20 protein-coding genes and 1 tRNA gene are annotated in these 25,299 nt (G+C 62.3%); 8 read left to right on the forward strand and 13 right to left on the reverse strand.

Annotation, left to right across the window (positions count from 1 at the left end):
* Nucleotides 1–33 precede the first annotated feature (33 nt).
* The 7 genes from P0D80_RS22085 to P0D80_RS22115 form a co-directional block, all read right to left on the reverse strand.
* Nucleotides 34–936, reverse strand: coding sequence for a dihydrodipicolinate synthase family protein (locus P0D80_RS22085; RefSeq protein WP_408286709.1), 903 nt, complete (start codon nt 934–936; stop codon nt 34–36).
* 73 nt (nt 937–1,009) lie between these two features.
* Entirely contained in the window at nt 1,010–2,284 is a 1,275-nt protein-coding gene (locus P0D80_RS22090) for an NAD(P)/FAD-dependent oxidoreductase (protein WP_408286710.1), read from the reverse strand.
* 60 nt (nt 2,285–2,344) lie between these two features.
* The gene (locus P0D80_RS22095; RefSeq protein WP_132374725.1) at nt 2,345–3,493 is read right to left on the reverse strand and encodes a branched-chain amino acid ABC transporter substrate-binding protein; all 1,149 of its coding nucleotides are present in this window, start codon (nt 3,491–3,493) and stop codon (nt 2,345–2,347) included.
* Nucleotides 3,494–3,654: 161 nt separating this feature from the next.
* Entirely contained in the window at nt 3,655–4,200 is a 546-nt protein-coding gene (locus P0D80_RS22100; RefSeq protein WP_408286712.1) for a GAF domain-containing protein, read from the reverse strand.
* Nucleotides 4,201–4,209: 9 nt separating this feature from the next.
* Nucleotides 4,210–5,619 (reverse strand): MFS transporter, encoded by a 1,410-nt coding sequence (locus P0D80_RS22105; protein WP_408175510.1) that lies wholly within the window; start codon nt 5,617–5,619, stop codon nt 4,210–4,212.
* A gap of 156 nt (nt 5,620–5,775) precedes the next feature.
* A complete protein-coding gene (locus tag P0D80_RS22110; protein WP_408286714.1) occupies nt 5,776–6,897 on the reverse strand; it encodes a porin in 1,122 nt (373 codons plus the stop codon).
* Nucleotides 6,898–7,294: 397 nt separating this feature from the next.
* Nucleotides 7,295–7,381: transfer RNA gene (locus P0D80_RS22115), tRNA-Leu, on the reverse strand.
* Between the two features lie 410 nt (nt 7,382–7,791).
* On the opposite strand from P0D80_RS22115, the gene P0D80_RS22120 reads away from it, so the two are divergent.
* Nucleotides 7,792–8,616, forward strand: a complete 825-nt coding sequence (locus P0D80_RS22120; protein WP_408286716.1) for a squalene/phytoene synthase family protein — start codon at nt 7,792–7,794, stop codon at nt 8,614–8,616.
* 46 nt (nt 8,617–8,662) lie between these two features.
* On the opposite strand, the gene P0D80_RS22125 is transcribed toward P0D80_RS22120, so the two are convergent.
* From P0D80_RS22125 to P0D80_RS22135, 3 genes are all read right to left on the reverse strand, one after another.
* Nucleotides 8,663–9,907: a DUF1501 domain-containing protein gene (locus tag P0D80_RS22125; RefSeq protein WP_408286718.1), complete on the reverse strand. Its 1,245-nt coding sequence runs from the start codon at nt 9,905–9,907 to the stop codon at nt 8,663–8,665.
* 97 nt (nt 9,908–10,004) lie between these two features.
* Nucleotides 10,005–11,642, reverse strand: a complete 1,638-nt coding sequence (locus P0D80_RS22130) for a DUF1800 domain-containing protein (RefSeq protein ID WP_408286719.1) — start codon at nt 11,640–11,642, stop codon at nt 10,005–10,007.
* A gap of 182 nt (nt 11,643–11,824) precedes the next feature.
* Entirely contained in the window at nt 11,825–12,145 is a 321-nt protein-coding gene (locus tag P0D80_RS22135; protein ID WP_408286721.1) for a hypothetical protein, read from the reverse strand.
* Between the two features lie 229 nt (nt 12,146–12,374).
* Between P0D80_RS22135 and ompR the strand changes: the two genes are divergently transcribed.
* The 3 genes from ompR (at nt 12,375) to P0D80_RS22150 (ending at nt 15,237) form a co-directional block, all read left to right on the forward strand.
* Nucleotides 12,375–13,109 (forward strand): osmolarity response regulator transcription factor OmpR, encoded by a 735-nt coding sequence (ompR, locus tag P0D80_RS22140; RefSeq protein ID WP_006048917.1) that lies wholly within the window; start codon nt 12,375–12,377, stop codon nt 13,107–13,109.
* A gap of 44 nt (nt 13,110–13,153) precedes the next feature.
* Nucleotides 13,154–14,503 (forward strand): ATP-binding protein, encoded by a 1,350-nt coding sequence (locus tag P0D80_RS22145; protein ID WP_007182020.1) that lies wholly within the window; start codon nt 13,154–13,156, stop codon nt 14,501–14,503.
* Nucleotides 14,504–14,688: 185 nt separating this feature from the next.
* Entirely contained in the window at nt 14,689–15,237 is a 549-nt protein-coding gene (locus P0D80_RS22150; protein ID WP_408286723.1) for a peroxiredoxin, read from the forward strand.
* An 83-nt stretch (nt 15,238–15,320) separates the two neighbouring features.
* Here the strand turns inward: P0D80_RS22150 and ispF are convergent, their stop codons facing one another.
* Together ispF and ispD are read right to left on the reverse strand one after the other, a co-directional pair.
* Nucleotides 15,321–15,800: a 2-C-methyl-D-erythritol 2,4-cyclodiphosphate synthase gene (ispF, locus tag P0D80_RS22155; protein ID WP_132374734.1), complete on the reverse strand. Its 480-nt coding sequence runs from the start codon at nt 15,798–15,800 to the stop codon at nt 15,321–15,323.
* Nucleotides 15,801–15,845: 45 nt separating this feature from the next.
* Entirely contained in the window at nt 15,846–16,559 is a 714-nt protein-coding gene (gene ispD / locus P0D80_RS22160) for a 2-C-methyl-D-erythritol 4-phosphate cytidylyltransferase (protein WP_408286724.1), read from the reverse strand.
* Nucleotides 16,560–16,680: 121 nt separating this feature from the next.
* On the opposite strand from ispD, the gene mfd reads away from it, so the two are divergent.
* The 4 genes from mfd to mscL all read left to right on the forward strand — a co-directional run bounded on the left by mfd (nt 16,681) and on the right by mscL (nt 23,188).
* The gene (gene mfd, locus P0D80_RS22165; protein WP_408175519.1) at nt 16,681–20,163 is read left to right on the forward strand and encodes a transcription-repair coupling factor; all 3,483 of its coding nucleotides are present in this window, start codon (nt 16,681–16,683) and stop codon (nt 20,161–20,163) included.
* Nucleotides 20,164–20,325: 162 nt separating this feature from the next.
* On the forward strand, nt 20,326–21,564 hold the full coding sequence (gene argE, locus P0D80_RS22170) for an acetylornithine deacetylase (protein WP_408286726.1): 1,239 nt from the start codon (nt 20,326–20,328) through the stop codon (nt 21,562–21,564).
* Nucleotides 21,565–21,618: 54 nt separating this feature from the next.
* Nucleotides 21,619–22,653: a threonine/serine dehydratase family protein gene (locus tag P0D80_RS22175; RefSeq protein ID WP_408175522.1), complete on the forward strand. Its 1,035-nt coding sequence runs from the start codon at nt 21,619–21,621 to the stop codon at nt 22,651–22,653.
* A gap of 88 nt (nt 22,654–22,741) precedes the next feature.
* On the forward strand, nt 22,742–23,188 hold the full coding sequence (mscL, locus tag P0D80_RS22180) for a large conductance mechanosensitive channel protein MscL (RefSeq protein WP_310812031.1): 447 nt from the start codon (nt 22,742–22,744) through the stop codon (nt 23,186–23,188).
* A gap of 112 nt (nt 23,189–23,300) precedes the next feature.
* Here mscL and P0D80_RS22185 read toward each other — a convergent pair whose 3' ends face one another.
* Complete coding sequence (locus tag P0D80_RS22185) at nt 23,301–25,274, reverse strand: hybrid sensor histidine kinase/response regulator (protein ID WP_408286728.1); 1,974 nt, start codon at nt 25,272–25,274, stop codon at nt 23,301–23,303.
* Nucleotides 25,275–25,299: the final 25 nt, after the last annotated feature.

Below are 25,299 nucleotides of genomic sequence, written 5' to 3' on the forward strand. Positions count from 1 at the left end.
TGCAAAAAGTGGCCCGGTCCAGGCCCGTGCGCATTACTTCGACAGGGCGCGCACGTCGGCGAGCGTCTTCTCCACGATTGCAACGACCCTCCGGCGTTCTTCGCCTTCGAGCTTCAGTCGCGGAGCCTTGACGGCTTCCGAGTAACCTGCCGTGATGTTCTCCGCCAGCTTGATGTACTGAACGAGTTTCACATGCGTATCCAGGTGGAACAGGTCGATCAGTACACGGTATAGCTTGCGGGCCGATTCATAGTCGCCGGCAATCGCCAGATTCAGTAGCTCGACCGATTCCTTCGGAACCGCGTTAGCCATGCCCGAGACCCAGCACTTCGCGCCCAGGGCAGCCGACTCGAGCACCAGATCGTCGACACCGCACACGACTGCAAGACGATCGCCGAAGCGGCCGATCAGATCGGTGACGCGCGTCGTGTCATACGATTCCTCCTTGATGGCTTCGATCGTCGGCTCTTCCAGCAACTGTGCCACCAGGTCCGGCGTGAGGTCCACGCCGTAGCCACGCGGGTTGTTATAGAGCAGGATCGACAGCGTCGACGCTTGCGCGATCGTCTTATAGAAGGCGACGGTTTCACGCGCGTCGGACTTGTACGTCAGTCCCGGGAAAACCATCAGGCCTTGAACGCCTAGCGCTTGCGCTTCTTTCGCGTATTGGACCGCGTTTGCCGTATTGGTTTCGGCGAGACCGGCGATCACCGGCACGCGGCCGTTCACGACCTCAACCGCAAGCTTGATCACCGTGCGCTTCTCTTCCGGCGTGAGTTGGGCGTTCTCACCGACCATACCCATCATGACGACGCCACCGACGCCGTTCTCGATGAGGCGATTCAGACCCGCCTTGATGGCTTCGTGATCGAGGGAACCGTCGTCCTTCAGCTTCGTCGTGACAGCGGGGAATACACCTTTCCAGTTGACTTGCATGGCTACACCTTTTCAAAAAATGATAATCAGAGGCGGGATGTCCCGCGGGTCGATCGAGGTCGCGGGGGCCCCGTTAATTCCGGAAGCGGCTGATCGAGTACGGATCGAGGCCGATTCCAGGTGTTCGATTGGCAATCAGGTCGGCAACCAGCGCACCTGTCGTTGCCGATTGCGTCAGCCCGAGATGACCGTGGCCGAACGCATAGATGACGGACGGCGAGCGTGGCGACCGGCCAATGACGGGCAACGAGTCGGGCGTGGCTGGCCGGTGCCCCATCCATTTCACGGCGCCCTGGTCGTTGATGCCGGGCAGGAAGCGCTTGCCGAGCGCGAGCAGCGCGTCACTGCGCTTGTAGTTGGGTGGCGCGTTGAGGCCGGCGAACTCCGCCGCGCCGCCAATGCGCACACCGATATCCAGCGGGGTGGCGACAAACTTGCGTTCGGCGAAAATCACTTCGCGTGACAGGCTGATGCCATGCGCGGGAAGCGTCGTGTTGTAACCGCGTTCGCTGTCCAGCAGGACGCGGTCGCCGATCGATCCGGCCAGCGCGGCGGACCATGCACCCGTCGCCACGACGAGGCGGCGTCCCTTCACCCGTTCACCGGTCTCGGTGACCGCTGCCGGCGCAAGCTCGTCAGCGAGATCGAGCGCCTTGACGGTGCCGACGACAAACGTGGCGCCGAGTTGCTTCACGCGCTCACGCAGTTGGGTCACGAGACGCTTCGGGTCACCGATGTGCGACCAGTCGTCGAGAAATACGCCGTGGCGGAAAACCGGCGCGAGCGACGGCTCGCAATCGCGAACCTCGTCGGCCGACATGGCATGCCAGCGCACGCCCAGATCCCGCTTGAATTCCCATTCATGCTGATCCGCGGCGAAGGCTTCGTCGCTTTCGTAGACCGTCAAGGCGCCGCGGCGATAGAAACTGTCCATCGCGCCGATGTCCTCGAACATCGGGACGATGTCGTCATAGACACGATTGTTCAGTTTGGCGAGAGCCAGCGAGATTTCACGGAAACGATCCTTGTTGCCGGATCGCTGAAATTCCATGAACCACGGTAAGGCGGTCGGCACATGTTTCCAGTCGAGCGCGAGTGGCCCCAGCGGATCGAATAGCCACTTCAGCGCCTTCATATACAACCCGTTCACTGAAATGGGCGTGCTCTCCGTCACGGCGATACCGCCCGCGTTTCCGTGCGACGTACGGTCGCCTTCGAAGTCGCGGTCGATGACGGTGACGCTCGCGCCATCGCGCAGTGCGGACCACGCACAGGCGAGACCGACGATTCCGCTACCGATAACCACGACGTCGGGAGTCGTCCGGGAGTGTTGAGCTTGCTGAGTCATTTCCGTGAGTCGAGGTATTGCATGAGTGGACGGCAGACTTGCCGTCCGCCGTTGCTTCAGTTACTTGGATCCGAGTACCGTGATCGGCTTCCACTGTCCGTTTTCACACTTGTAGACGGTGATGATTGCGTCGCGCAGATCACCGAACTTGTCGTAGGCGAAGTGCTCACTCGTGACACCCTTCATGTCAGTCTTCGCGAGCACCGGCAGGTAGACGGCCGGGTCCGACGAATTGGCCTTCTGCATCGCCTGCATCATGGCCATCGCGCCGTCGTACGTGTACGGCGCATAGGTTGTCGGTTCAGTGCCGAACTTGCTCTTGTAGCGTTGCGTGAAGCCCGCGCCACCCGGCATCTTCTCCAGCGGCAGCCCCGCGAGCGAGACAATCGCACCGTCCGCAGCCGTCCCGGCGATCTTGATGAAATCTTCCGTCTTCGACATTTCACCCGAGGCAAACGTTGCCTTCATTGCCAGCGAGCGCGCCTGCTTGACCAGCGGCGCGGACTGCGCATCGGCCCCTGCGTAGTAGATGAAATCAGGATTCTTCGACTTGATGCCGGTGAGAATGGCCTTGAAGTCGACGGCCTTGTCGGACGTGAACTGATGATCGATGATGTTGCCGCCAGCCGCCTTCACTGCCGTCTCGAACTGCTCCGCAAGACCCTGGCCGTATGCCGTGCGGTCATCAATGATCGCAATACGCTTCGCATGGAGTGTCTCGACGACGTACTTGCCCATCACACTGCCCTGCTGCGTATCCGACGTCATCATCCGGAACGTCGTCTTGAAGCCCTGGCGCGTATAGGCGGGCGCGGTTGCCGTCGAAATCTGCGGAATGCCTGCGCGTGAATAGATCGCCGAAGCGGGAATCGTCACGCCGGAGTTGAAGTGACCGAGCATGCCCTTGATGCCGTCATCGACCAGCTTCTGGGCGACGACCGTGCCCGTCTTCGGGTCCGCCTGGTCGTCGAGCGCCTCCAGCACGAACTTCGTTTCCTTGCCGTCGACCTTGGGCTTCGTGGCATTGAAGTCGTCAATGGCGAGCTGCACACCCGATTCAAAATCCTTGCCGTACTGCGCCTGCGCGCCTGTCATCGGAGCGGCCAGACCCAGCTTGACCGTTTGTGTTTCGGCGGCCTGGGCAGCTCCGAGGGACAGGACAAGGAATCCCGAAGCAGCGGCTGCAAAAGCGATCGTGCGAACTTTCATACCAGTCTCCTTACTACCCGTAAAGCCGCGTTGGGTTCACCGCAACACATTATATTGGATCCAATATACAAATGTTCTGCGTATGATGCGCCCCTTCAGCGGGTCTGTCAAATGCGCCCGAAAATTGGCGGAGCACGGTGACGGCGGCCCCGCCCCAAGTCCTACACCTGTTCCATGAAGTCAGGATCCTCGAGGCCGCGCAGCCTGTGAACCTGATCTTCGAGCGGCGAAACCGCCAGTTGTGCGAACACCAGCGCCAGTCCGATATCAGCATGGTCATACAGCCCAGCTTCGCCAAGCAGATTCATTGTGCCCAGCGTGACGCCGCTCTTGCGCACGGGGATGTTCAGCACGCTCTCACACCCGATCGACCACAACACCTCGTACTCTGAAAACACCGCCTTGATATCCTCGCGCGATGAGCCGACAAAGATCTCACCGCGGCGAAGCACCTGGTCGGACCAGCGGCTTTGCGTCACTCGCTTGAGCCCACCTACCGGATTGATATCCAGGCGATTGCTATGCAGACGTCTCAGCCGGCTCGACGCCTCGTCATACGCCAGCACCGTGAAGAGTCGCTGTCCGAATACCTCCGTGAGGCAGCGCTCGAACTCGGACCATATGCTGTCGGCGTCGCCGCCTTGCTGTTGAATCGCGGCCAGACGCTCGATCGCCTGAAAATTGTGTGCGTGGTTTGTGTTCGTCACGAAAACTCCTTATTTCGCGGTACGAAGCGCGGCGCTTTGCGCGTCGGGACGCAGTGAGCCGTACTCCTCGTCGGAAATCTGTTCGAGCGTCTTCCCGGTTGTCGAGACGCCCAGGAAAATCACGGCGAGCGCGCCGATCAGCAGGATGACCGTGGTCATGCCGAACACGCCGGCAAAACCCCACAGCGGGTAGATGTAGCCCACCAGCATGGGTGAGCAGATCGCGCCGATACGGCCGAACGCCGACGCCGTGCCCATCCCCGTCGCACGCAGATGTGTCGGGAACACCTCAGGGGTATAGGCATATTCGCCCGCGTTGACGCCGTTCATCGCGAAGGACATGAAGATCGAAGCAAGCACGATCGATGTGTCGCTGCCCGCATTGGCCAACCAGATACCTGCGACGCAAGCCAGTCCCATGTACGTGACGATCGTGGCCTTGCGCCCCAGCTTTTCGCAAAAATATGCCGACGAGTAGTAGCCCGGGATCTGCGCGAGGTAGATCAGGATCGAGACGGAGAAGCTCTTCGTAATGGTCATGCCGTGCTGAACGAGCAAGCCGGGGATCCAGACGAAGAAGGCGTAAGAGCAGAACGTCACCGACAGCCATAGACACCAGCTCATCAACGTCGTTTTGGCGAGCGGCGGCTTCCACAGCAGCTTCAGGTTTCCGAAGAAGGAACCCGAGTGTTCATAGCTGGCGGCAGCACCTGCCACAGGCACGACGGGAGGCAGCGTCACACCCGTGCGTTCGATCTGCCGCTCGATATCGGACACGACGGCTTCGGCCTCGGCATGACGGCCGCGAATCTCCAGCCACCGCGGCGACTCATGTAGCGAACGCCGCCACCACAGCAGCACGACGACTGGCACGGAAACGATCACCAGCGCGATACGCCAGCCTTCCGGGTTCAGCGGGATCACGAAGTAGCCGATCAGCGCCGCAGCCACGAAACCGAACGAGAAGAAACCAGCCAGCGCTCCGGTGAAGGCACCCCGATAGCGGTTACTGACGAACTCCACCAGGAACGGCGCAATGATCGCGCCCTCGGCGCCCATCCCAATGCCGGCTATGGCTCGCAGCAAGGCGAACGTGTGCCAGTCGTTCACAAACGCGTTGGCGAAGGTGAGCACGCAGAAGAAGGTCAGCGCCCACATCATGACGACACGGCGGCCAAATCGGTCGCCCAGCAGGCCGGCGAATAGCGCGCCGACGAGAAAGCCGACATAAGTGCTGCTACCGAGAAGCCCGGTTTCGAAACTCGTCAGATGCCATTTGGTACGAACAACGGGCAGGATAAACGCGATGATGGCTGCGTCAACGGCTTCGAACATGAAGCCCAAGCCGCCCATGATGAGCAGCTTGAAGTGGAAACGGCTGAACGGAAGGCGTTCGAGCCGGGCTGCAATCGGTGACATGTAGTTGCTCCCGCAATGAGGGATCGACCAGCCCGGAGTTCCGGACCGAAGTGCGATAACAATATCCTGTATCCAAAATCCAGAGTCAAGGCCGGGTAAACCTCCGCGTGTGCTTCCGTCGCCCGGGACGCGACTGTGAATCGGGACCTGGAGCCCTTAAAAAGTATGGCGGATGCCCGCGCGGACGGCGACCTGGCTATTCGTGGACGACGGCGTCAGGAAGGACAATGCCGCGACGGCGGACTTACCGGTCGAATCGATACCGGTCGCCCGCTCCCAGGAGGTCGTCGCATAGAGCAACGTCCGCCTCGACAGGCTGTACTGAGTGCCCACGTTGAGCTGCAAATATTTCGCCGATTCAGCCTTCGTATAGTCATACGAGGCTCCCAGCAGAAGTGCCGGCGTGACGTTGTACGTTGCCAGCGCCTCATAGTTATTGAAGGTCGCCGTGCCCGAAAACGGCGTCGACGACGTCCGCACCACGTCTTCAAAGCGGGTATTCGTATAGGTGAACCCCAGCAGCGCCGCGCCGATGCGATAGTTGACGCCAGCGCCCGCAACCTGCAGGGTCTGGGCCGACGTGTACCCGCTGTAAGTCGGATTGGTGATCGGGTTCACAAACGTGCCGCCGGCCACGGGGTTTGCCGTCGCGTCGTAGATGGACGTCGCGGGGTTATTGATTCGCGAGAATACCGCGCTGGCGCTGAGCGCGTTGTTCGCGTAGCTGAGGCTGATCGCCTCCTTTTTACCGTTGGAGAAGTCTCCTGCCACGCCGCCCAGGCTGAAAAGCCCCGACAGTTTGAAACCGCCGTAGGTAGGCGAGATGTACTTGATCGAATTGCTCAGCGAGTAGTTGCCCCAGACGTTATCGACGTCTGCTGCGTGCGTAGCGAGAATTCCATTGAACCGGCCAGAAGCTGAAAGACCGATCAGCGAATCGAGCACCAGATCGTACTGGCGCCCCATCAGCACGGTACCGAAGGGCGAGCCGAGGCCGACGTAGGCCTGACGGCCAAACAGACGCCCACCGTTATTCAGCTTTCCGGTATTGATATCGACGCCGCTTTCCAGACGGGCCACCGTACTGTATCCGCCGCCGAGATCCTCGTTGATCAGAAACCCCCATTTTGTGCTGCCTAATGCACCGTTGGAGGCCTGGACGTTGTAGTGGCCACCCTGGTTGTTTGTATACGTGATCCCATCGTCCAGCGTGCCGTACAACGTAACGGAACTCTGCGCGTGACACACGACCGCAGTGGACATGATCGCAGCTGCCATACCTGCCTTCTTCATCTCGCCCCTCTTTAATAAGTGGTACTACTGATAGCAAATGGAATGTCCTGCCAGATCTCTGTGTATGGTGCCGCCCGCGCGGCTTGGGTGACAGCCGGACGGGAACCGATTGCCCCGTCATCTTCACAGGACGACGCTTGCGGGTCTCCACACAGAAAGACCCTCACAACGAACTACAATATCCTGGATCCAATATAATCGGTCAAGCGGTTCCCGCAGCGTTCAGTGGATGTTGTGAGGCTCGGGCGTGCGCCTATGGCGAGAACTGCCCAAATATGCTGGATGCGATCACAAGCCCGACGTTGATGGCGGATCGGCAGCTTGAGCGCGCGACGGACGTAAAAAAGGCCACGTACCTTTTGGGAACGTGGCCTTATTTCTTTGGTGCGTGAGGCCGGACTCGAACCGGCACGAGATTGCTCCCGTCAGGACCTAAACCTGGTGCGTCTACCAATTTCGCCACTCACGCGAATTTTTTTACCTGGCAGGCAGGACCGCTACGATATCGCGAGCGATACAAACCTAGGCGAGACATCGAACTTCTGCGATACCAGCAACAGCCCTTATTCTACGCGGGTTCCCGCGACTTCAGCCCTGCCGCCGCCTGGCGGAGCGTCAGGACCTGAACCTGGTCCGCCCACCCATTTCGCTACCCGCGCAGGCAGGCACGGCACGATGCGCCTGCCCGTTGTCCCGCATGCCGTCAGCCGCGTCAGAAACACGCGCCCGAAAGCGTAAGCGCGAGATTCTAACCGATTGATTCGCACTTGTCTGCATTTGCCTGGCATCTGTCCGGGCGGCGCCGATGCTACAATTTTTGGCTTGATGCACGCACGGCGTGCCCCTTCTTCGCCTGCCCTTCCCCACATTTCCAATCCAGTGAATTTCGACGAATATTGCCAGCAGAAAGCGGCGCCGCCCGGATCGAGCACTTACTATGCGCTTCGGCAGGCGCCCGCAGCCACCCAGCCGCTGTTGACCGCGCTGTTCGCGCTGCGCCGTGAGTTCGAGGAAACGGTCAAGGAGACCAGCGATCCGGCCATCGGCCGCACGAAACTCGCGTGGTGGCAAAACGAACTCGCCGCACTGGCTTCGGGCTCGCCGTCGCATCCGGTGTCCAAGGCGCTGGCAGCCTATCTGCCCGATGTGAAAGCCGAGTACCCGGCGCTGCAGGCGTTGCTCGCCGGCTTCGAGATGGACCTCGACCAGGCGCGTTATCTCGACTACCCGAATCTGCGGCGCTACGTGCAAGGCGTGGGTGGCACCTTCGCGTCGTTGATCGCGCGCGCGACGGCGAAAGATCCCGCGCAGGCGTCGAACTGGTCCGCACCGCTTGGCGAGGCGCTGCTGCTCGCGCAGATCGTCGTCGAAACGGGCAATGACGCGCGCCACGGCCGCATCTATATTCCCATCGACGAAATGCAGCGCTTCAATGTGACTGCCGCGGACCTGATCAATCGAAAATATAGCGACGCGTTCACCGAGTTGATGCGCTTCGAGACCAAGCGCGCCCGCGATGCGTTGCAGACCGCGCTCGGCGCCGTGCCTGCAAGCAAGCGCCGCTCGCAGCGCACGCTCGTCGCGCAGGCGGCATTGGCGCTGGCCTTGCTGGATGAAATCGAACGCGACGGCTATCACGTTCTGCATCAGCGCATCGCGTTGACGCCGATCCGCAAGCTGTGGATCGCGTGGCGCGCGAGGTGATCGACCGGCGCGGCTGCATCAGCCCAGTTGCGCTCACAGCACGTTGTCAGACACGTAGCAACGGCAGCGGCTCGAACCGCTGCTGCAGAATCGTCGACGCGTCGAGTCCCCACCACGGCCCGAGCACGGTGGCGTAAAGCTGCCGGAAATCGACGCCGACCGGCAAGTTGCCATTGCCGTCGAGCCGCGCCAGCACCGGCGGCACGCCATATAAGCCGCCGCGCACGCGTCCACCCATGACGAAATGCGGCGCCACGGTGCCGTGATCGGTGCCGTTGCTCTGGTTCTCACGCGGACGCCGGCCGAACTCGGCATAGGTCATCACCAGCGTATCGTCCCAGCGTCCGAGTTCGACGAGTGCCGACTTCATCGACATCAATCCTTCCGCGAGCTGCTTGAGCAGCGCCGCCTGCTGACCTGGCTGGTTCTGGTGCGTGTCGAAACCGTTCAACGTGAGGCGGATCACCGCGACGCCCTGGCCACGCTTCGGCTGTTCTTGTGGCGCGTTTCCCGAAGAAACTTTCTTCGGAGCTTCACCCGCCGCCACTACCTGCATCGCCGTTTTGATCGAGCTGCCGAACGCGCCGCCGGGAAACACGGTTTTCAACTGAGCCTGTCCTTGCGCGGGACGCAGCCGGTCGGCGGCTTTCACAATGTCGTTTTCGACGTCGAGAATATGCGCCAGTTCGGGATTGCGCTCACGCAGCGATACCGGCTTCGCGAGCCGCGAAGCCTTGACGAACTGCGCCGGATTGACCAGCGCGATCGCACGCGCGCCGTTCGCGAGCGGCCCCATCTCGGCGCTGCCGATCACCACGCCGTCGGCGGCAAAACCGGCGGGCACCGGCGTCTGCGCAAACGCGCGCGTCAACCATCCCTCGCGCAAGTATTGGTCGGAACGTGACGCGGTGTCCCAGATCTCGATCGAGCGGAAATGTGACAAGTTCGGTTGCGCATAGCTCACGCCCTGCACGATCGCCAGTTGCTGGCCGCGCCACAGCGGCATCAGCGGTTGCAAGGACGGATGCAGCGCGGTGCGCTCGTCGAGTTGAATCGCCTGCTCGCGTTTGATGCCGATGTTCTTGCGCAACTGGTAGTAGGCGGGATCGGCAAAGGGAATCACGGTATTCAAGCCGTCGTTGCCACCTTTCAGTTCGACGAGAATCAACAGGTTGCCGTAGCCGCGTGCCGGAGACGCGCCCGGCGCCGCCATCTGCGCGCCGAACGCGCGGGGCAGCCAGAGTGTTGCGCTGGCGGCCGCGCTCATCGAGAGAAAGCTGCGTCGTTTCATCCTGCACCTCGTTCGATTGTCGCGGCGCGAATCGTGTCGCCGTCGACAGACACATTCTTTTTAGCGGCCTGGCGCGTGCTTATTTCAGCTGCTCACCTCACTTCAGTTGATAAGCCGGGTCCATCAGCAGTGCCTCCAGATACGCACTCGCGGTCGAACCGGTTTCGATCGCATCCACCGGCGTGAGCGGCAAGACCGCATGCTGCAACTGCAACTCGGCCGACAAGCCCGGCCTGGCCGTCGGCGCGGTGTTGTAGTGCGCGAGCCACGTCTCGATGTCGAAGCGTACGCCACCTTTGCCACCTTGAGCGGCTCGCGCCATCGTGCGTTGCGGCGTTGGCGCCGTCTGCATGTCCGGCATCGCGCCGCTTGCCGCGAACTCTGCGTTCATCGGATTGGTCATGCGCCGCGGACCGGCAGCCTCGGTCGCGCGAAACAGTTGCTCGACGAATTGCTTGCGGGCGAGCAGCGTCGAACTATTGATCCATGTCGTGCCGCCCGGCCATCCTTTGACGTTCGGCGGATAGAACAGGTTCTCGCCGAGCGCGCGGATTTGCGAGGCGAACGGCGCAGTGTTGTCGTAGCCGATGTCGAACGCCCGCAGCGTGCCGACCACGAACTCCGCCGGCGACTTCACGAGGACGCCGCGATTGTCGTCGTCCCAGAACGCGTCGATCAGGAAGACGCCGCGCAACGCGATCTTGATATCGTAGTGGCTCGCGCGAAACCGCGCCGCGATCGGTTCGATGCGCGACGGGTCCGGCGTATCCGAGACGAACTCTCGCCACAGTTTGGTGGTCACGAAGATCGCCGTTTCCGGCCGTGCGAGCAGAATATCGAGCACCTGGTCGCCGTCGAACGGCCCCGTCTCGCCGAGCACGGTCTTCTCGCCGTCGTCGTGCTGGTTGGCGCGCCACACGTAGGCCTGCGTGTCCGGATCGAGACTCCAACCGGTGTACGCACGTGCAGCCTCCGACACGTCGCGCTGCGTGTAATGCCCTTCGCCGAGCGTGAACAGCTCCATCACCTCACGGGCAAAATTTTCGTTGGGCTTGCCCTTGCGATTGCTCGCGCCATCGAGGTATTGCAGCATCGCCGGATCTTTGGCGACGTCGTGCAACAGCTCGCCGAAGTGGCCGAGCGCGTCTCGCCGCAACAGCATGTTCTGCAGCGCCATCTGCTGCGGATACGGCACCTTGTCCTGACCCGACGTGAAGTGGTTATGCCAGAAGAGCGTCATGCGCTCGGTGAGCGGCGACGGCGTGGTCGACATCTCACGCACCCACCACGCGCGTAATAGTTCGTAACGCTGGCCACGCAGGCGCAGCGCTTCGCGACGTTGATCGTCGCTCCACGCCTTGCGCGTCTCGCGTGTCGGAATCGGTTCGAGGACCCAGTCGGGCAACGGCGTGACCGCCTCGGTTCGAGTGCTCGCGAGTACCTTGTCGACCGCCTGCGCTCGCGTGAGTCCAACGTATTGCGCAAGCTCGGCGCTATCCGGCGCGAAGCCGACGCGCGTCAGGAAGAAGCGCGCATCGTCGGCACCGAGGATGCTCTGTTCGCGCTCTGAAGCTGCACGCTCATCGGCGGTCGCCACACGGTGCCTGAACTGTTGACCATCGGTCGCGCCCGGCTGCACAGCGGCGGCCGGTCCGCCACATGCCACCACCGCCAGCGCAATCGCCGATGCTGCGAACCGGCGGCCATGACTACCACGCGTGAGCAATTTCATCATCGGTCATCAAGATTGGCGCGACGTCATGGAACAGGCGTTGGCGCGTGCAGTGCGTGCATGGCGCGCTTCGCTCTGACGGCTCAACGGCAGACTGAACGGGAAAGTTGACGGGGGAAATGCGATGAATTCTTTCACGCGGGGCAGAAGCGTGAAACGCGTGCCGAGGGCTGGCACGATAATAGCTACCGTTTATAAAGTTCGCGGACAGCGTCTTCGATATGCTGCCGTAACAAACGCCGTTCGTCGGGCGTCATATGACCGTCACGACGACGTTGATCAAGATCAGGGGGAACTGCGGTGCGCAACATGACGTCTGATGCGGGGTGGTCGGTGTTCGGGTTGTGGCGGCTGGGCTTGCCCTGCTTGGGCGCGTGCTCGCTCGCAGCTCTGTCGGCGGAAGGCTGGGCATGGGCGAGCGTTGGTCCTAGTGAGCCTGCAAGCGTACTGGCTACCGCCAGTGCAATCACGCTTAGGCGCACATTCGGCCAAACCCCTCCCTTCATGTTGTTCCCTTCGTGGCGCGGCAACCGGCTACCTCAAATGCGTATACGAACCCCGGTAACGAGCCGGGTGCGATAGTTTTAGTCGTGTGAAGTATCCACCGAACAGCCGCATTCAGTAAAGGAGTCTACCTGCCCCCGCTTTACGTCGTGCCACAGTGCGGGTAAATTTTGTAACTGACTGTAACCCGTTAAATGATGCAAACGCGCACCACTTTCTAATCGCGCTAAGATGCCGACCATGGAAACTAAAAACCCTTCGAAAATCCTCGTCGTCGACGACGATCCGCGCCTGCGCGATCTGCTGCGCCGCTACCTCGGTGAACAGGGCTTCAATGTCTATGTCGCCGAGAACGCGCCGTCCATGAACAAGCTCTGGGTGCGTGAGCGCTTCGACCTGCTGGTGCTCGATCTGATGCTGCCAGGCGAAGATGGTTTGTCGATCTGCCGGCGCCTGCGCGGCAGCAACGACCGCACGCCGATCATCATGCTGACGGCCAAGGGCGAAGACGTCGATCGGATCGTCGGCCTCGAAATGGGCGCCGACGACTATCTACCCAAGCCATTCAACCCGCGCGAGCTGGTTGCACGCATCCACGCGGTGCTGCGCCGCCAGTCGCCTTCGGAGTTGCCGGGCGCGCCGTCCGAAACCACCGAGGTGTTCGAGTTCGGCGAGTTCGCGTTGAATCTCGCCACCCGTACGCTCACCAAGGCCGGCCAGGAAATTCCGCTGACCACGGGCGAGTTCTCGGTACTCAAGGTGTTCGCGCGTCACCCGCGCCAGCCGCTGTCGCGTGAAAAGCTCATGGAGCTCGCACGCGGCCGTGAGTACGAAGTCTTCGACCGCAGTCTCGACGTGCAGATCTCGCGTCTGCGCAAGCTGATCGAACCTGATCCGGGCAGCCCGCGTTTCATTCAGACCGTCTGGGGTCTGGGCTACGTGTTCATCCCCGACGGTGCAGCCTGAGTTTGTTTTCATCTGCTGCTTTTGATTCTAAATAAGAAGGGCCCATGCGGATCGACCGGCGCCTCCTGACGCTCGCGTTCGGCGGCCTTTTCTGGCGGACCTTTCTGTTGATCGCGCTGTTGATCGCAGTCAGTCTCGCCGCGTGGTTCCAGAGCTTCCGGGTGATCGAACGCGAGCCGCGCGCGCAGCGCGTGGCGTTGCAGCTCGTCGCCATCGTCAAGCTCACGCGCACCGCACTCCTCTATTCCGATCCCGACCTGCGGCGCGCCTTGCTGCAGGATCTGGAAAGCAATGAAGGGGTGCGCGTGTACCCGCGCGAAACCACCGACAAGTACAAGCTGCAGCCCGACGAGTCGCTGAACCGGCTGATCGAACACGACATTCGCGGCCGTCTCGGCGACGACACCGTGATTGCCCAGAGCGTGAACGACATCCCCGGCGTCTGGATCAGCTTCAAGATCGACGACGACGACTACTGGGTCGCGCTCGATCGCGATCAACTCGACAACGCCACCGGTTTGCAATGGGCCGGCTGGGGCGTGTTCGCGCTGGCGCTGTCGCTGTTCGGCGCTGCCTTCATTACGAGTCTCGTGAACCGTCCGTTTGCGCGCCTCGCCATGGCCGCGCGCAAGGTCGGCTCCGGGCAGTCGCCGGAGCCGCTGCCCGAGCGCGGCATGGGCGTCGCTGCGGAAACCAATCGCAGTTTCAACCAGATGGTGCAGGACCTCGAACAGCTCGAGGCCGACCGCGCGCTGATGCTCGCGGGCATCTCGCACGATCTGCGCACCCCGCTCGCGCGGCTGCGGCTCGAAACCGAAATGAGCCCGTCCGACCAGGCCACCAAAGATGCGATGGTCGACGACATCGAGCAGATGGACATGATCATCGGCCGGTTCCTCGATTACGCGCGCCCGGTGCAGCGCGTGCCGGAACCCGTGGACCTGTCCGTGATCGCGGGAGAACTGGCCGCGCGCATGCAGAGCGAAGACAGCATGCGCCTGATCACGCGGCTCGCGCCGTCGGCGGTGATCGAAGCCGACGAAACCGACATGCGGCGGGTGGTCGGCAACCTGCTGGAAAACGCGCGCAAGTATGGTCTGAGCGACGGCGACGGCATTCCGCACGTGATTCTGGAAACGCGGGTGTCGCACTCGCGGGTCGAGCTGTCCGTGGTCGACGAAGGCCCCGGTATTCCGGAAGACCAGTTGGCGCTTGTCACGCGGCCGTTCTATCGTGTGAATTCGGCGCGCACTCAGGCGAACGGCACGGGCCTTGGCATGGCCATCGTCCAGCGCCTCGTGGGCCGTTACCGAGGCGCGCTGCGCTTGCGCAATCGCACGCCTGGACCGGGTCTGGAGGTCACCATCGAGTTTCCGCTCGCCAAGGGCGTCTGATCGGAACGGGCGTCATCCGTCCTTCGTGAGGATATGCCGCGTCGAATAATAACCACCCGGTTAGTTATTTATAGCTATCGGACAGATAATTCAATAGCACGACCGCGAATCACATGGAACGCGCTCGTTGCGGCGAGTTGGTAGCCTGAAGCATGCTGTTTTCCGACACACGAAGGAGCACTTCCATGAGAACCGTTGGCGATAAACTCGAAGCGTTCACCGTCACTGCCGCGAAGCCGGGCTTCAACCATTATGAAGAGAACGGCATGTCGGCGTTCGAAGAGATCACGGAGCAGTCGTTCCCGGGCAAGTGGAAGATCATCTACTTCTACCCGAAGGATTTCTCGTTTGTGTGTCCGACGGAAATCGTCGAATTCGCCAAGTTGGCCAAAGATTTCGAAGAGCGCGACGCGGTGTTGATGGGCGGCAGCGTCGACAACGAATTCGTGAAACTGGCATGGCGCCGCGCGAACAAGGACCTGGACAGGCTGAACCACTACGCCTTCGGCGACGTGAAGGGCGAGCTGATCGACCAGCTGGGCGTGCGTGACCAGGAAGCCGGCGTCGCGTTGCGCGCCACCTTCATCGTCGATCCGGACAACACGATCCAGCACGTGTCGGTGAACAATTTGAACGTGGGCCGCAACCCGGAAGAAGTGCTGCGCATTCTGGACGGCTTGCAAACGGACGAGCCGTGTGCTTGCAACCGCGAAGTCGGCGGCGACACGCTCTAAGCGGTGCTGGTGAAAAGCCCGCCTAGGGCTTGAATGCGCGCAACGCGGCGAGGCTCCCGCCGCTGCGCGCTTTGTAAAACCAATCAGTTCTTGATCAGCAGAACCGCAGCCTGAGCTTCAATGCCCTCGCCTCGGCCGAGATAACCGAGCTTCTCATTGGTCTTGGCTTTGACGTTGACCCGCTCGATCGGCAGATCAAGATCCGCGGCGATATTGGCGCGCATGCCCTCGATATGCGGCGCCAGCTTCGGCGCCTGCGCCACCACGCTGCTATCCACATTGGCGATGGAAAAACCCGCCGCCTTCACGCGCGCGAAACATTCACGCAGCAACACGCGGCTATCGGCGCCGGCAAATTTCGCGTCGGTATCGGAGAAATGCCGGCCGATATCGCCCATCGCGGCGGCGCCGAAAATGGCGTCGGTAATGGCGTGCAGCAGCACGTCCGCGTCCGAATGGCCGAGCAGGCCGCGCTCATAGGGAATCGTCACGCCGCCGATGATCAACGGACGTCCCGGCACCAGCGCATGCACGTCATACCCTTGCCCAATTCTGAAATCCATATGCGTCAAGTCCTCAAGTCCGCTCACTAAAATTGAAATCGCTGATCACGCAGCCGCCGGCCGGCTCAGAATCGCCTCGGCCAGATCGAAGTCTTCCGGATATGTCACCTTGAAGTTGCGCAAGCTGCCCTGCACCAGCTTCGGCGCATAGCCCAGCCATTCGATGGCGCTCGCTTCGTCCGTCAGGTCGTGACCGTCGGCCTGCGCGCGCAGGATCGCCTCGCGCAGCATGCCGATGCGGAACATCTGCGGCGTCTGCGCCTGCCACAAGCCGTCGCGCGCCTCGGTGCGGGCGATCCGGCCGTCGGACGAGCTCGCGTCGATCCGTTTCAGCGTGTCCGCCACGGGCAAGGCCATGATGCCGCCCACCGCGTCGTCCTTCAGCGCGCCGATCAGCGTGCGGATCAGCGCGGGCGTGATGCCCGGCCGCGCCGCGTCGTGCACGAGCACCCAGTCGTCGTCACGCGCGCCGAACTCGGCGAGCGCATGCAGGCCGTTGAGCACCGACGCCTGGCGCGAGGCCCCGCCGCTGCGGCGCACGGCAAAACGCAAGCCGCCGAAGCGGCGGCCGTCGAAGTGCGCGTCGTCCGGGGCAATCACGACAAGGGTTTGCGCAAACTCGCTGCAGGCGTCGAATGCCGCCAGCGAGTAATGCAACATGTCGCGGCCGGCGACAGTGCGATATTGTTTGGGCATCGCGGCGCCAGAACGGCTGCCGGTGCCAGCGCACGGAATCAGGGCAAATAGACGGGAAGTCACGAGTGCGGATGCCGCGAAGTCAAAGTAAAGGACGGATTTTATAATAGGTCCTTCGCATCCACGCCCCGACACGCGTAAACTTGCCGGTCACGTGTGAGCCTGAGGCCGCTTTTTCTCATCTATGCCAGACATCGCCGCATCATCGCAGTACTCCCCGCCCGTCGCGCTCGTCAAGGCCGGCCAGCGTTTCGCCTTCGACGGCACGCACGGCTCGTCCGACGCGCTGCTGATCGCCCGCTACCATCTCGCCTATCGCGAGAAGGTGCCGCTGCTGGCGGTCGTGTGCGAAAGCGCCGTCGATGCGCAGCGTTTGGCACAAGAAATCGGCTTTTTCGCGCCCGAGGCGCGCGTGCGCCTGCTGCCAGACTGGGAAACGCTCCCTTACGATACCTTTTCACCGCATCAGGATCTGGTCTCGGAGCGCCTCGCCACGCTGCACGATCTCGGCGAAGGCCGCTGCGACATCCTGCTGGTGCCCGCCACCACGGCGCTGTACCGCATGCCGCCCGCCTCGTTCCTGGCGGCGTACACGTTCTCCTTCTCGCAAGGCGAGCGCCTCGACGAAGCGAAGCTCAAGGCGCAGTTGACCCTGGCCGGCTACGAACACGTAAGCCAGGTGGTGCGTCCGGGCGAATACTGCGTACGCGGCTCGCTGCTCGATCTCTATCCGATGGGCTCGCCCTTGCCCTACCGGATCGACCTGTTCGACGACCAGGTCGACTCGATCCGCGCGTTCGACCCGGACACGCAGCGCAGCCTGTACCCGGTGAAAGACGTGCGCCTCTTGCCGGGCCGCGAATTTCCCTTCGATGAAGCCGCCCGCACCGCTTTCCGCAGCCGCTGGCGCGAGACCTTCGAGGGCGACCCGAGCCGCGCGTCGATCTACAAGGACATCGGCAACAGCGTGCCGTCCGCGGGCATCGAATACTATCTGCCGCTCTTCTTCGACGACACGGCCACGCTGTTCCATTACCTGCCCGAAGGCGCGCAACTGGCGTTCGTCGGCGATCTCGAGGCGGCGATCCGGCGCTTCACCAACGACACGAAGCAGCGCTACAACTTCCTCTCGCACGACCGCGACCGGCCGATTCTGGAGCCGCAGCGCCTGTTCCTGTCGGACGAAGACTTCTTCACGCTCGCCAAACCCTTCGCGCGGCTCTCGCTGCCCGCCAACGCCGGCGGCGGCTGGTCGACGCCGTTGCCGAATCTCGCGATCGACCGTCATGCGGAAGATCCGGTCGCAGCCTTGCGCGCGTATCTCGACACCACGCCGAATCGCGTGCTGTTCGCCACCGAATCGGCGGGCCGGCGCGAAACGCTGTTGCAGTTGCTCGCCGACAATCATCTGCGACCGGTATCGAGCGACAGCTTCCAGGACTGGCTCACGAGCGACGAGCGCTTTTCATTGGGCGTCTCGCCGCTCGCCAACGGTTTTGCCGTGCCGGTCGACGGCATCGCGATCATCACCGAAACCGAGCTGTATGGTCCGCTCGCGCGTCGCTCGGGGCGCCGCCGTCAGGAACAGGCGAGCAACGTCGATTCGATGGTGCGCGATCTGTCCGAGCTCAAAGTGGGCGATCCGGTCGTGCATTCGCAGCACGGCATCGGCCGCTATATGGGACTCGTGACCATGGATCTCGGCGAAGGCGAGACCGAGTTCCTGCACCTCGAATACGCGGGCGACAGCAAGCTCTACGTGCCGGTCGCGCAGTTGCACGTGATCTCGCGCTATAGCGGCGCCGATCCAGAAAGCGCGCCGCTGCACTCGCTCGGCTCAGGCCAGTGGGAAAAAGCCAAACGCAAGGCCGCGCAGCAGATCCGCGACACCGCGGCCGAACTGCTGAATCTCTACGCGCGCCGCGCCGCCCGCTCGGGCCATGCGTTCGCGCTCGAACCGAAAGACTATGTGAAGTTCGCGGAGAGTTTCGGCTTCGAGGAAACGCCCGACCAGGCCGCCGCGATCGCGGCCGTAATCGGTGACATGACGAGCGGCAAGCCGATGGATCGCCTCGTGTGCGGCGACGTCGGCTTCGGCAAGACCGAAGTGGCACTGCGTGCGGCGTTCATCGCGGTAATGGGCGGCAAGCAGGTTGCCCTGCTCTCGCCCACCACGCTGCTCGCCGAACAGCACACGCAAACCTTCAGCGACCGCTTCTCAGATTGGCCGGTGCGGATCGCCGAACTGTCGCGCTTCAAGTCGACCAAGGAAGTCAGCGCGGCGATCCAGCAGATCAACGACGGCAGTGTCGATATCGTAATCGGCACGCACAAGCTGCTCTCGTCCGACGTGCAGTTCAAGCGGCTGGGACTCGTGATCATCGACGAGGAACATCGTTTCGGCGTGCGTCAGAAAGAGGCCTTGAAGGCCTTGCGCGCCGAAGTGGACGTGCTCACGCTCACCGCCACGCCGATCCCGCGTACGCTCGGCATGGCGCTCGAAGGCCTGCGCGATTTCTCCGTGATCGCCACCGCGCCGCAAAAGCGCCTCGCGATCAAAACCTTCGTGCGGCGCGAAGAGGACAGCGTGATTCGCGAAGCCATGCTGCGCGAGTTAAAGCGTGGCGGCCAGGTCTACTTCCTGCACAACGAAGTCGAGACGATCGAAAATCGCCGGCAGATGCTCGAAACGTTGGTGCCCGAAGCGCGTATCGCGGTCGCGCACGGACAGATGCATGAACGCGAACTCGAACGCGTGATGCGCGACTTCGTTGCGCAGCGCGCCAACGTGTTGCTGTGCACGACGATTATCGAAACCGGTATCGACGTGCCGAGCGCCAATACGATCCTGATTCATCGCTCCGACAAGTTCGGTCTCGCGCAATTGCATCAGTTGCGTGGCCGTGTAGGCCGTTCGCATCACCAGGCGTATTCGTATCTGCTGGTCCACGATCCGCAAGGGCTGACCAAACAGGCGCAACGCCGCCTCGAAGCGATCCAGCAGATGGAAGAACTCGGTTCAGGCTTCTATCTGGCCATGCACGACCTCGAGATTCGCGGCACGGGCGAAGTGCTCGGCGACAAACAGTCGGGCGAGATTCACGAGATCGGCTTCCAGCTCTACACCGACATGCTGAACGACGCCGTGAAGGCGCTCAAGGAAGGCAAGGAGCCCGACCTCACCGCACCGCTCGCCGCGACCACCGAGATCAACCTGCACGCGCCGGCGATTCTCCCGGCGGACTATTGCGGCGATGTGCAGGAGCGTCTGTCGCTCTACAAGCGGCTGGCTAATTGCGAACACAACGATTCGATCGACGGCATTCAGGAGGAACTGATCGACCGCTTCGGCAAGTTGCCGCCGCAAGCGCATGCGCTGGTGGAGACGCATCGTCTGCGGCTGGCGGCGAAGCCGCTGGGTATTTCGAAGATCGACGCCGGCGAAGCGGTGATCGGCTTGCAGTTCATCCCCAATCCGCCGATCGACGCGATGCGGATCATCGAGATGGTGCAGAAGCACAAGCACATCAAGCTCGCGGGCCAGGACAAGCTGCGTATCGAAACGCGCAGCCCGGATCTCGCGGTGCGTGTCGCCACGGTCAAGGAAACCTTGCGTGCGCTCGGCACGCCGAGCCGCGGCACCGCGGCCAGCGCTGCTGCGCGATGAGTTCGTCGACCGCGCGGCGCTAATGCGGCGTTGGCGCGGCGTTAAAAAAACGCGGGACGTCTAGCGTTTTTTCGTTCATGCTGCGGTGCGCAACGCGCGCCGCAGCATACGGACGGCTTTTTTTTGGGTATGATCGAAAGACTTAAATGCCGGAGTCTTGTCATGTCTCATGTCGCTGAATCAGCGCAGTCTTCGCAATCGCCCGCCTCCGCTTCGACTTCCTCCTCGCCTGTCTCGCTCCCGTGGGTCACCCGTCTCGTGTCGATGGACACGGTCAGCCGCAATCCGAATCTCGGCCTGATCGAAACCGTGCGCGACGAGTTGCGTGCCGTCGGTATTCAGGCCACGCTCACGCACGACGAAAGCGGCAAATGGGCCAACCTGTTCGCGACGATTCCCGCACACGACGGCGAAACGAACGGCGGCGTGGTGCTGTCGGGCCACACCGACGTCGTACCCGTGGACGGCCAGCAATGGGACAGCGATCCGTTCAAGCCGGAAATTCGCGGCGACAAGCTGTACGGCCGCGGCACCTGCGACATGAAAGGCTTCATCGGCGCGGCGCTGACGCTCGTGCCGGAGATGCAGCGCACCAAACTCGCCAAGCCGATTCACTTTGCCCTGTCGTTCGACGAGGAAGTGGGCTGCGCGGGCGCGCCGCTCCTGATTGCCGACCTGATAAAGCGCGGCGTGAAGCCGGACGGCTGCATCGTTGGCGAGCCGACCAGCATGCGGCCGATCGTGGCGCACAAAGGCATCAATGCTTACCAGTGCTGTGTGCGCGGTCAGGCGGCGCATTCGTCGCTTACGCCGAAGGGTTTGAACGCGATCGAATACGCCGCGCGGCTGATCTGCTACATCCGCGATATGGCCGACCAGTTCCGCGAGCAGGGCCCGTTCGACGAACTGTACGACGTGCCCTTCACCACCGCGCAAACCAGCACGATCGTGGGCGGCAATGCGATCAATACCGTGCCGGCCGAATGCAAATTCCAGTTCGAATTCCGCAACCTGCCCACGCTCGATCCCGAACCGATCTTTGCGCGCGTCGATCAATACGCACGCGAAACGCTGCTGCCGAAAATGTTGCGCGAGCATCCATCGGCGGCGATCGAGATTACGAAGATCGCCGCGGCGCCCGGACTCGATTCGTCTGAACAAGCCGCCATCACGCAACTGGTGCGCGCGCTGACCGCCGATCAGGACAGGCGCAAGGTCGCCTACGGCACGGAAGCCGGCCTCTTCTCGCTGGCGGGCATTCCGAGCATCGTATGCGGACCTGGCGACATTCAGCAGGCGCACAAGCCCAACGAATTCGTCGCGCTGGATCAACTGGTGGCGTGCGAGCGTTTCCTGCACAAATTCATTCACAGCATGTCGGTCGACGCGCACGCGCGCTGAAACTGACGCGCGTAGAAAGAGTCTTACCCATACCGACCCAAGCACGCCCACGCCATGTCCACCGCCACGCCGCAACACACCGACCATACGATCGACGGGGAGCCGATCCCCACGCTCGACGACATCGCCGCACAGCACTTTGCGTTGACGCCGTGGGTGACGCGAACGCCGGTGTTCGACAGGGCGGACTTTCCGTCGCTGGAAGGCACGGTGGTGAACTTCAAGTTCGAGCTGTTGCAGGCGGGCGGCAGCTTCAAGGCGCGCGGCGCGTTCACCAATCTGCTCGCACTGGACGAAGCGCAACGCAGCGCGGGCGTCACTTGCGTGTCGGGCGGCAATCATGCGGTGGCGGTCGCGTATGCGGCCATGCGCCTCGGCATCAGCGCCAAGGTCGTGCTGTTTCACGCGGCCAATCCGGCGCGCGTAGCGCTGTGCCGGCAATACCGCGCCGAGATCGTGTTCGCGCAAGACATTGCCGAGGCATTCGAACTGGTGCGCCGTATCGAGGCTGAAGAAGGCCGCTATTTCGTGCATCCGTTCAACGGCTATCGCACGGTGCTGGGTTCGGCCACGCTCGGCTACGAGTGGGCCACGCAAACGCCGGATCTCGAAGCGGTGATCGTGCCGATCGGCGGCGGCGGCCTCGCGGCGGGTGTGGCGACCGCCATGCGGCTCGCGAATCCGAACGTGCATGTATATGGCGTGGAACCCGAAGGCGCGGATGTCATGGGCAAGAGTTTCGCCGCCAATCACACGGTCAAGATGCGCCAGATGCACGGCATTGCCGACTCGCTCATGTCGCCGCATACCGAGGAATACAGCTACGAATTGTGCCGCCGTCATATCGATCAGCTCGTCACGGTTTCCGACGACCAGTTACGCGCGGCCATGTTGACCTTGTTCGGACAACTGAAGCTTGCGGTCGAGCCGGCCTGCGCCGCGGCTACCGCCGGCTTGCTCGGCCCGCTGCGCGAACAGTTGCAAGGCAAACGCGTGGGTGTTCTGCTGTGCGGCACCAATACCGACCCGGTCACATTTGCCACGCATATAGACCACGCGCGACATAGCGAGTCACTGTTTCCTCAATAAAAAACAATCCTCGCATTCCCCGGCAAAAGACTAGCCTATCAATCTCAGGTTGGTATCATTCGAATATCGACTTCTGGGAGGAACCTCTATGAGCATGGTCAAGGAATTCAAGGAATTTGCCCTCAAGGGCAACGTGATGGATCTCGCGGTCGGTGTGATTATCGGCGGCGCCTTCTCCACCATCGTCAATTCAATTGTTAAAGACCTGATCATGCCGGTTGTCGGGCTTGCCACCGGCGGCCTCGATTTCTCCAATAAGTTCGTTCGGCTCGGTGCAATTCCACCTAGCTTCAAGGGCAGTCCCGAGTCGTATAAAGACTTGCAAACGGCGGGTGTTGCCGTGTTCGGTTATGGCTCGTTCATCACCGTGCTGATCAACTTCCTGATCCTCGCGTTCATCATTTTCCTGATGGTCAAGTTCATCAACAATCTGCGCAAGCCGGCTGAAGCCGCACCGGCAGAACCGCCGCCGACACCGGAAGACGTGCTGCTGCTGCGTGAAATCCGCGATTCGTTGAAGAACTCACCGCGTTGAGCATGCCGGCGTCTCAGCCGGAGCCAGCCACAAGCCGCAAGCAAAAGGCCTGTTGCGATTCCCTCGCAACAGGCCTTTTTCCTTACCGAGCGCCGATGCCGGCGGCACACGCTCAAGCGTCCTTCTGCTCCTTCTGACTGACCGCGCCTTCGATCATCGTCTCGAGCTGGCCGAAGTTGACAGGCTTGGTCAGGTGCGAAGTGAAGCCGGCGCTCAGGCAGCGACGCACGTCTTCGTCGGTGCCGAAGCCGGTCAACGCGACCGCGGGCGCGTCCGAGTGCTCGCGGAACGCCTTGATGAAGTCGAGGCCGGTGCCGTCGGGCAAACCGACATCGCTGACGATCAGATCGAAGGTCTGCGATTGAGTCGCGGCCAACGCGTCGTCGACCCGGCCCACGGTCGTGACCTCATGGCCAAGGCTGCGAATCAGTTGCTCCATGACCTCGGCGGTGTCCAAATGGTCTTCGATCAGCAGGATGTTCAGCAGACCGGCCGAATGCACTTCGTCCGGCACCACGACCGGTGACGTCACCTCAGGCGCAGCGGCAGTCGGCAAGGTGATCGTGAAGGTTGCGCCGCAGTGCGCGCCAGGGCTCTGCGCGGTCACCGTGCCGCCGTGCACGTCGGTCAATGCTTTCGTGATCGCGAGTCCGAGGCCGAGGCCGCCGAACTGCCGCGTCATGTTCTGATTGCCCTGCTCGAACGCGTTGAAGAGCTTGCCGATCTGCTTCGGCTCGATGCCGATCCCCGTGTCTTCGACCGATATCTGCACATGCATGCGTTCGTCGCGGGTGCGCACATAAATATGGCCGCCGTCCGGCGTGAACTTGGCGGCATTGCGAATCAGGTTCCACAGCATCTGCTGCAACCGCGCGCGATCGGCCAGCACGTAATGGTGCTGGGCGCCCTTACGGACGTGCACGTCCTGCTGCTTGACCTGAATCTCGCTGCGAAACAGTTCGAGCACGCTGTCTATCACCTCGTGCACGTCGACGGTTTCGAGCGACAGCCGCAACTTGCCGTTCGCCACGCGCGTGAGATCGAGCAGGTCGTCGATCAGCCGCGCTTCGAGTTCGACGTTACGGCGGATCATGCGCACGCTCGCGCGCGCCTGATCGGGCAGATCTGGGATCATCTCCAGCACGCTGGCGCCGGCCAGCACTGGCGTGAGCGGCGTGCGCAATTCGTGCGACAGCATGGCCAGAAAGCGGTCCTTGGCGCGATTGGCTTCTTCGGCGGTCTGGCGGGCGGCCTGCTCCGACGCCAGCAGCCGTTCGCGCTCCTCGTTCGCCTCGCGCTGCGAATGAATGTCCGTGCAACTGCCGAACCATTTGCTGACGTTGCCTTCGGCGTCGCGCATCGCCACCACGCGGACGTCGAACCAGCGGTATTCGCCGTCGTGCCGGCGAATCCGCAACTCGTGCCGGTAGTCGCCGACTTTGTCCGACACCGCCTTCAGCCAGCTACGGCGAACCTCTTCGCGGTCGTCCGGATGCACGGCGTCGAGCCAGGCGAGACCGTACGAACAGCTTTCAGCGAGGCCCGTATAGTCGTACCACTGCTTCGACAGAAAATCGCAGTCGCCCGTGGCGTTGCAGGTCATGACGAGGTGCGGCAAGGCCTCCGACAAGGTGCGGTAATGCTGCTCGCGATCGCGCAGCAGCAAGGCTTCGTCCGATGCGCGCTGCAGGCGCACTTGCGAGAGCACCCGTTCGACGGCTTCAGGAAGGTAATCGAGGTAATCGCCGGATTTCGGCACCACATCGGACACGCCAGCGCGCAGCGCTTCAATCACTCGCGATTCGTCGGTGAAACCCGTCACGAGGATGGCGGGAATCCGCACGCCTTCCGTGCGCAAACGGCGAAAGAAGTCCAGGCCGGTCTCGGGCCCGCTCAGTTGATAGTCGAGCACCAGCAAGTCGGGACCGCCGCCCGCAAGCCGCTCACGGGCCGCTTCGACGCCGGCGCAGATCGCGACCCGGCAGCCCGCGCGCTCGAGCGACTTGCGCGCGAGCCGCAGGATGCCTTCGTCGTCATCGACGACCAGCACGTACGCGGCAGGCTGCGTGGACACTTCTTCGGTCATGCGGAGTCTTCTCTGGCTAGGGTCT

The sequence above is a fragment of the Paraburkholderia sp. RL17-373-BIF-A genome, from assembly GCF_046030175.1.
Lineage (GTDB): Bacteria > Pseudomonadota > Gammaproteobacteria > Burkholderiales > Burkholderiaceae > Paraburkholderia.